Genomic DNA, 9207 nt, shown 5'->3' on the forward strand with positions numbered 1-9207 from the left:
CCTTTTAACTATACAAAAGCAAGAAGATATATCATCTGGTTCCTGCAGAAACAAACGAAAGAATGTTTATCATAGCTTTTCCCATTTGCTTTAATAAGGTATAATAAGTGATAGATATTTCAAACACGAATGTGAAAGATTCAAATCTCTATGATGATCAAGGGGGAACTTTATGCAGAATAATTTTATTTTTGGAGAACATGGAACCGTCGGTTATTTTGGAAAAGATGTTGTTGCCGAACATTTGCCCAAGCTTGCCGCTCAATACGGGGAACATGTGTTGCTTTGCTATGGCGGAGGCTCCGTTAAGAAAAATGGAGCGTATGACGATGTAATGACCGTATTAAAAGATGCCGGTAAAAAAGTTACCGAATTCAGCAATATTCCATCCAATCCAACCTTAGATATGGCGTACGAAGGAATTGCCCTGGCAAAGCAGATTCATGCAGACCTTATTCTGGCCGTTGGAGCAGGCAGCGTAATGGATATGTCCAAAGCGATTTCTATCGGGGCTGCTACCGATCTGGAGATCTGGGACAATTTCTGGATTGGTGATACTCCCATTGATTTTGACCCGGTCCCGCTGGGAATGGTTGTTACCATGCCGGCCACAGGCAGCGAATCAAACGGGTGTGCCGTTTTAACAAATACGAAAACAAAGATAAAATGTGATAAAAATCATCCGGAGAGTAACGCAAAATTTGCATTGATGGATCCGACTTATACATTTACGGTCCCGAAACGACAGCTTTTAGCCGGTACATTTGATATTCTTAGTCATGTTATGGAAGCGTATTTCAGTGAGCCTGTTCAGGATAATCTGTCTGATGATATTTCAGAGGCAATGATGAAAGAAGTCATCCGTGACCTGCGCATCTCGATTCAGAACCCAATGGACTGGAATGCACGCAGTAATCTGATGTGGGTTGATTTTGTCATCGGAAGCAGACTGATCAAGATGGGCAAGCTGACAGATTTTCAGTGCCACAACATGGAGCACCAGTTAAGTGCATATAATAACTGTGTGCATGGTGAAGGCCTGGCCGTTCTGCATCCGGTATATTATCGCCATATCTATAAAGCAGGCACTGCAAAGTTCGCAAAATTCGCGAAAAATGTATGGGGACTGAATCCATCTGATTATGAAACGGAAGACGCGCTGGCAGCTGCGGGAATAGAAGCACTTGCTGACTTTATTAAAGAAGTCGGTCTGCCTACTACATTAAGGGAAATCGGATATACGGAAAATGATGATCTCAAGACAATCGCAGAGTCCTGTTTTATCAGCAAAGGCTCCTTGAAAATCCTTGATTTTGATGATATTTTTGAAATATATAAAAATGCATTTTAATGCAAAGAACCCCCCTGAATCCTGCCCGATTCAGGGGATTCTTTGCATCTTTTTATTCTTCATGCAGTTGGCGGCTGGGATTGGATTGTTCAACAGACAGCTGCAGAGATTCCTAAAGGACTTACATTCACAGGTGGATGGACGTTTATTGACTATCTTTCAAACTACTTACCTTCTTTGCTGCTTGCATTAGGAGATCAGAACCTCTATCAACGTATGGCAGCAGCGAAAGATGACAAGAGTGTTCAGATTGGTATGATCGGTTGGGGATTAGGTATGGTTCTTGTACTTCCAATCGTATCTTTCCTTGGATATGTTGGACGTTTATATTTCGGTGATAATATTATTGCGAGTCAGTCAATGGTCTCAATTGTAACTATTACACCTTGGGTAATCGGTGGACTTATGTTGGCAGCCGCTTCTGCATTCATTATTACAACCGGTGACTCTTATTTATTATCAGGATCAACAAATGTTGCAACAGATGTTTATACATTCTTTAAGAAAGATGCAACAGACATTCAGCAGGTAAAAGCAACCAGATGGAGCATTGTAATATTCGGTGTACTTGCATTAGGGATTTTAAACTTCTTCCCGGATGTATTGGCTGTTCAATACTGGTCATTTACTATTGTTGGTGCCGGTATTACACCATCACTGCTGGGAGCGATTATCTGTCCTGACAAAGTTACAAAATGGGGTGGTCTTACATCAATGGTAATTGGTACAGTCTTAACCGTCGCCTGGGAAATGATGGGTCAACCATATGGGGTCGCTACAGTATTAGTTGCATTCCCTGTATCTGTTATTGCTCTAATTGTTGTATCCGCGTTAACTCAGAAGAGCAACGCCAGGAGAATTCGCGAATAAGAAAGCATTCAGAAAAGGACTTTAAACAACACTGATTAATTGAATATGTATATTTTCAGGGTTTATCTGGACTTAACAGAACCTCTGGATTACGGAAAGACTGTTCACGAAAAAACCCTAACCTTTGGTTAATATTTATTTTTTAAAATCCACCGTACAATCATTGTACGGTGGATTCAGACTGTAGACAAAGTCCCGGACTCTCGTCCGGGCTTTTCTTATGTTCAAGTTATCCACAATTCTTTTTTTGAAAATTATTTTATCAAGAAAAAAGTGTATGTTATTCACCCGATAGTTTTGAGTTGTCTATTCCCTTCATGGTATAATAATCTTAACAGGAGGGATTGCTTATGATGACAAGAGATGCTGATAAAAAAAGAGAGCAAATGCTTATGTTTTGTATGGATGACATGGTTCCTAGAGACCATCTTCTCCGAAAAATTGACAGGGCAATTAACTGGAACTTTATCTATGACTTAGTAGAAGACAAATGAGGAAGAATTGCAAAAAGAAATCAATGAAGATAGAAAAGCACATGGGAAAAAACCTTTAAAAGATAAAGATGATCATAACCAAACTCCACCTTCTGCAGGAGGCGGGAATCCTTCTAATGAAGAAGAGGCCCTTCCGGGAGGAGTAAAAACACAAAAAAGCAGTACAAGTGACCCAGACAGTGGGTGGTTTCGTAAAGGAGAACATAAGCATGTTTTTGCATATGGGATTGAAACCGCTTGTGATAAACATGGTTGGATTTTAGGATATTCCATTCACCCTGGAAATGAACATGATAGTCGGACATTCAAGACACTTTATGACAAGCTGCTATCCTATCATCCGGAAAAGATGGTATTGGATGCAGGATATAAAACCCCGGCAATCGCACATCTTTTGATAGAAAACCAGATCGAACCATTGTTTCCATACAAATGTCCGCAAACAAAGAAAGGCTTCTTCAAGAAATATGAGTATGTATATGACGAATACTATGATTGCTATATATGTCCGGAAGGAAAAATCCTAACATATTCTACCACAAATCGAGAAGGTTATAGAGAATATAAAAGCAACTGTATGGATTGTAAAAACTGCCCTAGCCTTTCAAAATGTACCGAAAGCAAAGAGCATGTAAAAATAGTAACACGTCATATATGGGCAGAGTATTTAGAAAAATGTGAGGATATCCGTTATACCATAGGGAACAAAGAAATCTATGATTTACGTAAAGAAACCATAGAACGGATTTTCGGAACCGCAAAAGAACAACATGGTTTTCGATATACACAATATAAAGGAAAAGCGCGAATGGAAATGAAAGTCGGGCTTACATACGCATGCATGAATTTAAAGAAGCTGGCAAAAATCCTGGCAAAAAAGGAGCAGAAAGCATATGATATGTTGCACTCTTTAATAAAAACAACGAGAAATTTCATCCATACAGAAAAGTGGTGCTGGAGTTCAACTCCAGCACCAACTTTGTCTACAGTCTGAATCCACCGTACAATCATTGTACGGTGGATTTTTGTATCCAGAGAGAATCATGAAGGAGAAAAGGGTGTGGATCAAGGAAGAATTGCAAGATTCTGACTGTCCCCAGATCCGTGGCACAAGCTGAGAATCCATCCCCAGTTTTCCTACTATAAATACATCTCTTGCACAGTATGAACGGAACCGATTACCATATCAAAAGGAAAATTCTGTACCAGCTTTCTGTTTTTTTCTGAACAGAAAGCATCAACCCGATCTCTACTCCAAGTAACAAGGATGAGTCCCGATAGGAACCATAATCCAAAAAATATTTTTTCGCAGCAGTTCATCCAGTTTCATCTTACTGTCTGTGGAAAAAGGATCGGTATGCATGTGTGTATCAAACATTTCTTAATGTCTCCTCAATCTGAATTGCAGTGTTCATATATTCTTGCCGAATCGGTTCCGGCACCAGACTTCCTCCGGTTGCCCAGACAATGTGAGTGGCATCTTTCATTTTGTTCTCTAACCCATTGAGTTTTAAATATTCCTGCATCTTTTCCTGTTTTCCTATGGCTGCAGGTCCGTGGAAAGCTGCACAGGCACTCGGCTCCAGAAAAATCCGTTCCGTCTCCATCAGTTCTTTCATATAAAGATACAACGGATTGTCCTGTACCGTCATCTCTCCGCTGAGCATGGATTTCATCACATTTCCCACAAAAGCCGAGGGTCTTCCAACAGCCAGTCCATCTGCCTGAGTCTCTCCGCTCAGACCGATGTCCTGTACGGAAATATCACTTCCAAGACCCGTTGCCATGCCTAACAGCATACAGGGAGCCTGTACAGGTTCAACAAAAAAGCAATGGACAAAATCCCCGTAAATCTGTTTCAAACCAAAGGTAATTCCACCCGGGGCACCTCCCACACCACATGGGATATAAACAAACAGAGGATGCTCTTCATCCACCATGATTCCCGACTCTTCCAGCTGTTTTTGCAATCTTTTCCCTGCGACTGAATATCCGAGAAACAAGTCCCGGGATTTCTCATCATCTACAAAATAACTGTTCGGATTCTGATCCGAGAGTTCTCTGCCTTGTTTTACTGCTTTTCCATAATCCCCTTGATATTCTCTCACATCCACTCCATAGGTTCTCAGCAAATCTTTTTTCCATTGCTTTGCGTCTGCAGACATATGGACGATAACGTGATATCCAAGAACAGCACTGATAATTCCTATACTCAGTCCCAGATTACCGGTTGACCCCACCTGAATTGTGTAGTTTTTGAAAAACTCTCTGATTTCCGGTTCTCCAAGCTTCTCGTAGCTTTCTCCTTCTTTCAGTAAATGATGTTTTTTTACCAGATCTTCCGTATGCTTTAAAACTTCATATATTCCACCCCTCGCTTTTACAGAACCTGCAATTGCAAGATGGCTGTCTTCCTTCAACAGCAGATTACCTTCCAATCTGCTTCCATATTTCTTACAAAGACTTTGTTTCATGGTATCAATTCTGATTAAAGGAGATTCAATCATTCCTCCTTTGTCGGTGGTTTCCGGAAAATATTTTTGAATCAGCGGTGCAAAACGACCCAATCTCTTTTCTGCATCCTCCACGTCTTCCTGATGTAATTCACATTTTTTACCGGCTTCGGTAAAAGCTATTTTATCGGGGTTCAGCCAGATGACCTCCCGCCCTTCTCTCAGCTGTTCAATAATCGGCATTTTTTTCAATATTATTTCCATATTTTCCATGTTTTTTCCTCCAGCATTCTGATATTCTGCATACTCATAAATGTTCCCCCCGGAAAATCTATGTATCTATTTTGCACGGAGTCTTCTTTTATAACTCATGATTGCCTAAAGAATTCTCTTCTCTATTCGCGGTTATTATATTTTGCTCCTGCATAAATCAGCAATGCCAATCCCACAACAAATCCCAATGCAAAAGCAATAAAACTTAATGCCGAATCAGTTATACCGATTATTATAGCAGTCACCAAAAGACCAATTCCAATAAAGATAACACCCCAACCTGATATTTTACAAAAAACCTTTTTATCATCTGGAGACACTTTGTCATAATGATAACTATGGAGCAAAGTGATTTTTTCCTTTTTCCACATTAAACAACCAAGATATATTAAAACAAGTGCAAATACACCTATTCCAATCACAATACCCATCGTTTCCGTCATAACAATCCCCTCCAAATTCACACGTGCTTTCAAGTTTCACATTATCTATTACAATGCAAATAATGCTTTTTCGTATTCCTTAACATAATACTTAATATTGGTTCTGCCTTTTTGTATTACAGTATGTCCCTCATTTTCGAGCATCTCCTTTTGTGCCTCAACTCCTCCGGGATACTTTGCATTTAATTCCCCATTTGCTTTTAATGTTCTCCAATAAGGTGTTTTATCTTCTGCACGCTGATAACTCGCCCATGCAACTATTGAAACAAAAATTCCAGCTGTGATCGGCTCTGTAAAATCAGCACCACTTTGTTTCGCAAAGTAATCTCTTATTGTACCTACAGTAAGCAATTTACCACAAGGCACAAGTCGCATTACTCTGTCATAATCAATGGGCGGAGCAAAGTACATTTTATCTCCACCATATTTTTCAATGCTCTTTTCATCTGTTATTATTTGTACTCTGGGCATATCCTTGCTATCCATAAGCATAGCATTAAAATCTTTTTTATCTTCATTTGCCATAAGCATCACCTCCAAGCCAATTATATCTCAATAAATATACTCATACAATGAGACGGTTTTAAAATTTCTCTCAAAATCCAAATCCGAAAACTGTAATCTGACGAGTTCTCTTTTAAGCTATTTCTTCTCCGAAAACTCATATTCCTGTATCACCCATACAAACAGTTCTTCGTCCAAATCAGACATTTTACTGATTACAATAAAAAAAACTTTTCTTAAACTCTCTGCCACATTGGGCATTCACCAACAGACGCCCTTTTCAAAAAAACCTTTACATCCAGATTTTTACCTTACTATCTTGAAAAGTCAAGGCAAAAGCGGTATAATGTGAATGGTCGTCCGACTATTTACAGAAAGGAGAGAAAAGATATTGCGCACTGTAAATGAAGAAGCCCACAGGGCAAAGGAAATCGAAATCATGGAAACATGCTTTGACAGCTATGCGGAGAATGGATTTACCTCTGTCGGTGTAAAAGCGATTGCAAAAGCCTGCGGCTGTAGTAGTGCGAGCCTGTATCAGTATTTTGACAATCTCGATGACCTTATCGTTAAATCAACTGAATACTGTATGAGTAAGGTAGAAGATGATTTTATGGCGAAAGCCCCCTCAGATGTGGAGAACTTGTGGCGGTTTATTGATGAGATACCCTATTGGACGGCAAAAAACCACGGCAAGAAATACCGCCTGATGTATCAAATCTACACCCACCCCAAATACAGAGAATATGGTCAGAAGTTCTTTAAGGGGGTAGATGAACGATATACCGAATACGCAAAGCGTTTAGAGCCAAAGCTGGGGATTCCCTATGAAAAGCTGACGCCGCTGATTTTCATTCTGATCAGGGCCTGTGTACACTACGCCTTATTTGAGGACGAATTCTATATGACATCCCAGATAGAATTGCTGAAGGAAACCCTTGAACTCTTTATTGCGAAATACAACCCGAAAGCAAGGTCGGGTATTGTTACAGAATAATTCAAAATAAAACATAATCTGATAGGAGGAATATTCAATGAAAAAACGAATTTTAAGCATCGTGCTTACCCTTTGCATGGTGCTGATGCTTTTCCCGGTGACGGCTTTTGCGGACGAACCGGGCAGCCCCGCCATCACGATCAGCGGGCCGGATGTGGTCTGCGCGCAGCAGGCCTATGAATTCACCGTCACACCGTCGGCGGGCGTGACCCTCGACACCGATTTCGGGTATGACACCGGCAAGAAGGGCAGCAGCGCCGAGCTGACCGTGTATGCCGACGGCGTGGGACACGGCGTGGTGCTCACGGATTGGTACGACCTGCAGACGAACTGCTTTACACTTACTGCACACGGAACAACCGCGGACGGTACGCCCGTGACCGGAAGCAAGACCGTGCAGATCTCGCAGGATCACATCTTCGTGGACGGCGTCTGCGGCTGCGGCGCAGTGCAGGAATACACCATCACCCTGACCGTTCCCTTCACCACCACAGTGACGCTGGGCGGCAACGCCGTACCCGGCGAGACGACGTTTGATCTGGCCATCGTGGGCGCGAGCACGGACGAGGAGAACTACGCGGATGTGACCGTCTCCGGCTCCGTCACTACGAACGGTGCGGGCGAATATGAGGGCAAACTGACCTTCTCCGGCCCCGAACGGCAGCTTTGGTACATGCTCAGCGAGGGCGCATTCGTCCAGCAGGTTGACGCCGGAGCGGACGGCTGGACGGTGGACGATACGGTGTATGGTCTGGTGATGACGGAGGTCGCCGCCTATTCCACGGATGACGCGGTGTCGCCCTATACCGTGCTGATCCTCCCGGCAGCCGAGTATGACGCGGGGAACTATTACATCGACTGGGACGCGATCGACTGGGAAAATGATCCGATGGACGAAATGCGCTTCACCAACACCTATACAAAAACCGTAACCGAACCGACGGAAACGACCGAACCGACGGAAACGACCAAGCCGACGGAAAGCAACCCGAACACCGGTGCAACGACAAGCCCGCAGACAGGCGATAACAGCAATCTCATACTGTGGCTTGCTCTGCTCGCCGTATCCGCTGCCGGTGTGATCGGAACAGGCGTGTACTGCAAACGCCGAAGAAACTCCCGGGTAAAATAAACGGAACAAAACATAAGTGAAGATTGACAACGCCCTGCAAGACATCAGAATCTTGCGGGGCGTTTCACTGTCTTGAGACTTCTTTCGTGTTCTTTGCTGTCATGGACTGACTAGCTTTTTGGTGGATTTCCTCTTTCGGATTGTTCCTGCTGATTTTCCTGGTGGGAAGATACATGCCGTTTTTGTCAAAGACCTTTAGCTGTTAAGGATGTGCAGGAACTTCTCGGACACGCTGATGTAAGTACCACAATGAATATCTACGCTCACACTACAAGGGAAGCGAAGCGTACCTCCGCAAGGCTGCTGGATAAGGTAGTCGGCGGCGAATAACAAAAAGTTTCCCTTGTTTCGGCTCATAAGGGAAAAAACAAGGGAAAATACATAAGGTTTGAGCATAAAGCACGCGAAAAGCCTTGAAAATGCAGGGCTTACAGAGGGTTTAATAGATAAACCGGAACTTACTGTCGCTTTCCAAAACTAATTACGATACATACTGCCATCATGATTGCTGCAATAATCAGTGTCATATTACTTGATTTTTTTAGCATTTCTCTGCATCATTCGTCTTGCCTTTATCTTTCCGAAAACGCCGGATAAATACATTGCAATAACAATTAACACACCAAAAGGCAAAAAACTGAAAAAATCCATATTAATCATACATCATTTTTGTAAACTCTAAGCCAGAAT

7 protein-coding genes and 1 pseudogene are annotated in these 9207 nt (G+C 42.2%); 5 read left to right on the plus strand and 3 right to left on the minus strand.

Annotated elements, in window-relative coordinates; genetic code table 11:
• The first annotated feature begins 172 nt into the window (after nt 1-172).
• The 3 genes and pseudogenes from JQM82_RS13020 to JQM82_RS13030 all read left to right on the plus strand — a co-directional run bounded on the left by JQM82_RS13020 (nt 173) and on the right by JQM82_RS13030 (nt 3709).
• Nucleotides 173-1351, plus strand: a complete 1179-nt coding sequence (locus JQM82_RS13020) for an iron-containing alcohol dehydrogenase (RefSeq protein ID WP_235250798.1) — start codon at nt 173-175, stop codon at nt 1349-1351.
• Nucleotides 1352-1393: 42 nt separating this feature from the next.
• Complete coding sequence (locus JQM82_RS13025; RefSeq protein ID WP_235250799.1) at nt 1394-2221, plus strand: sodium:solute symporter family protein; 828 nt, start codon at nt 1394-1396, stop codon at nt 2219-2221.
• Nucleotides 2222-2565: 344 nt separating this feature from the next.
• A pseudogene (locus tag JQM82_RS13030) lies at nt 2566-3709 on the plus strand (transposase).
• 376 nt (nt 3710-4085) lie between these two features.
• Here JQM82_RS13030 and JQM82_RS13035 read toward each other — a convergent pair.
• The 3 genes from JQM82_RS13035 to JQM82_RS13045 all read right to left on the minus strand — a co-directional run bounded on the left by JQM82_RS13035 (nt 4086) and on the right by JQM82_RS13045 (nt 6409).
• Nucleotides 4086-5432 carry a D-serine ammonia-lyase gene (locus JQM82_RS13035; RefSeq protein ID WP_420370610.1) on the minus strand — a complete coding sequence of 449 codons (1347 nt, stop codon included), beginning with the start codon at nt 5430-5432 and terminating at the stop codon, nt 4086-4088.
• Nucleotides 5433-5563: 131 nt separating this feature from the next.
• Nucleotides 5564-5884 (minus strand): DUF3784 domain-containing protein, encoded by a 321-nt coding sequence (locus JQM82_RS13040; RefSeq protein WP_235250801.1) that lies wholly within the window; start codon nt 5882-5884, stop codon nt 5564-5566.
• Nucleotides 5885-5932: 48 nt separating this feature from the next.
• Nucleotides 5933-6409, minus strand: a complete 477-nt coding sequence (locus tag JQM82_RS13045) for an MGMT family protein (RefSeq protein ID WP_235250802.1) — start codon at nt 6407-6409, stop codon at nt 5933-5935.
• Nucleotides 6410-6779: 370 nt separating this feature from the next.
• Here JQM82_RS13045 and JQM82_RS13050 point away from each other — a divergent pair, with 370 nt between their 5' ends.
• Together JQM82_RS13050 and JQM82_RS13055 are read left to right on the plus strand one after the other, a co-directional pair.
• Nucleotides 6780-7385: a TetR/AcrR family transcriptional regulator gene (locus JQM82_RS13050; protein WP_235250803.1), complete on the plus strand. Its 606-nt coding sequence runs from the start codon at nt 6780-6782 to the stop codon at nt 7383-7385.
• Nucleotides 7386-7422: 37 nt separating this feature from the next.
• The gene (locus JQM82_RS13055; RefSeq protein ID WP_235250804.1) at nt 7423-8517 is read left to right on the plus strand and encodes an LPXTG cell wall anchor domain-containing protein; all 1095 of its coding nucleotides are present in this window, start codon (nt 7423-7425) and stop codon (nt 8515-8517) included.
• The last annotated feature ends 690 nt before the right edge of the window (nt 8518-9207 follow it).

Source organism: Faecalicatena contorta (genome assembly GCF_021531995.1).
GTDB classification, from domain to species: Bacteria; Bacillota; Clostridia; order Lachnospirales; family Lachnospiraceae; genus Dorea_A; species Dorea_A contorta_A.

Excerpts from the sequence above, each read along its gene's own strand:
- JQM82_RS13040 (WP_235250801.1), bottom strand. The coding sequence starts at position 5,884 with ATGACGGAAACGATGGGTATTGTGATTGGAATAGGTGTATTTGCACTT.
- JQM82_RS13020 (WP_235250798.1), top strand. The coding sequence starts at position 173 with ATGCAGAATAATTTTATTTTTGGAGAACATGGAACCGTCGGTTATTTT.
- JQM82_RS13055 (WP_235250804.1), top strand. The coding sequence starts at position 7,423 with ATGAAAAAACGAATTTTAAGCATCGTGCTTACCCTTTGCATGGTGCTG.
- JQM82_RS13045 (WP_235250802.1), bottom strand. The coding sequence starts at position 6,409 with ATGGCAAATGAAGATAAAAAAGATTTTAATGCTATGCTTATGGATAGC.
- JQM82_RS13035 (WP_420370610.1), bottom strand. The coding sequence starts at position 5,432 with ATGGAAATAATATTGAAAAAAATGCCGATTATTGAACAGCTGAGAGAA.